We start from the raw sequence: 933 nt of genomic DNA on the forward strand, positions 1-933 counted from the left end.
TTCTGTTATACCATTTACACTATTTGTATAATTATAAAACATTATGCCATTATTGGAAGCTTCTATAGTTCCTCTATTGATTAAAGTTTCTATTTTATTTTTATTTGATATGATAATACCTTGTGCGGCTCCTTTAATAGTTCCTTCATTGCTAAAATTTTTAATTGTTGAAGAATTTTCGCCATCGGCAACATCAAGTAAAATACCAGTTGAATTAGGATCATCTAAGGTTCCTTCTATAACCCCTTTATTGGTAAATTTATCGATATTTGAACTCCCAACATAAACACCCACTGGACCAGAAATTGTTCCAGTATTTTCAAAAGTTTCTATACAAGAGTTGTTTAATTCTAAACCAGAATTTGGATCAAAAATAACTTTATCTCCGCTTGCTACTATAGTTCCACCATTATTAAAACTATTTATAGTTGAGTGACCAAGATATACTCCTTTTTCTTGAGAGTTTATAATGCCATTATTTTCAAAATTGCTTATAGTCGAACTTTGAAGATTAATACCTTTGCTAATACTACTATTTATTAATCCATTGTTTTCATTAATAAAGGTATCTATAGTTCCTTTATTAAGATATATACCGTTTCCACCTGTGCTTTGTATAGTACCACTATTTTTAAAAGTTTTTATGTAATCGCTTGTGCTATCTGATGATTGCCCACCGTTTATTTCAAGACCAGACCAACTACCAGAAATAAGTCCGCTATTATTAAAAGTTTCTATAGTGGTTCCTTTAAATTTTATAGCTTCTTTGGTGCCGCCACCTTGTATAGTTCCTTGATTATTAAAATTTGTAAGTGATGAATTTTCTTTGAATTCTATAGCAAAACCATTACTCGGTTTAACTGAACCACTGCTTGTAATAGTTAAAGAAGTATTACCTGTTCCGCTTACAGTGATTTTTTCTGTTTGAGCATT

Annotated in this window: 1 pseudogene; it reads right to left on the bottom strand. The window is 30.3% G+C overall.

Annotation, left to right across the window (positions count from 1 at the left end):
• Positions 1 to 933: pseudogene (locus tag H2279_RS08580) on the bottom strand (hypothetical protein); the annotation flags it as partial.

This window comes from Campylobacter sp. B0100352/1 (assembly GCF_020135855.1).
GTDB classification, from domain to species: Bacteria; Campylobacterota; Campylobacteria; order Campylobacterales; family Campylobacteraceae; genus Campylobacter_D; species Campylobacter_D taeniopygiae.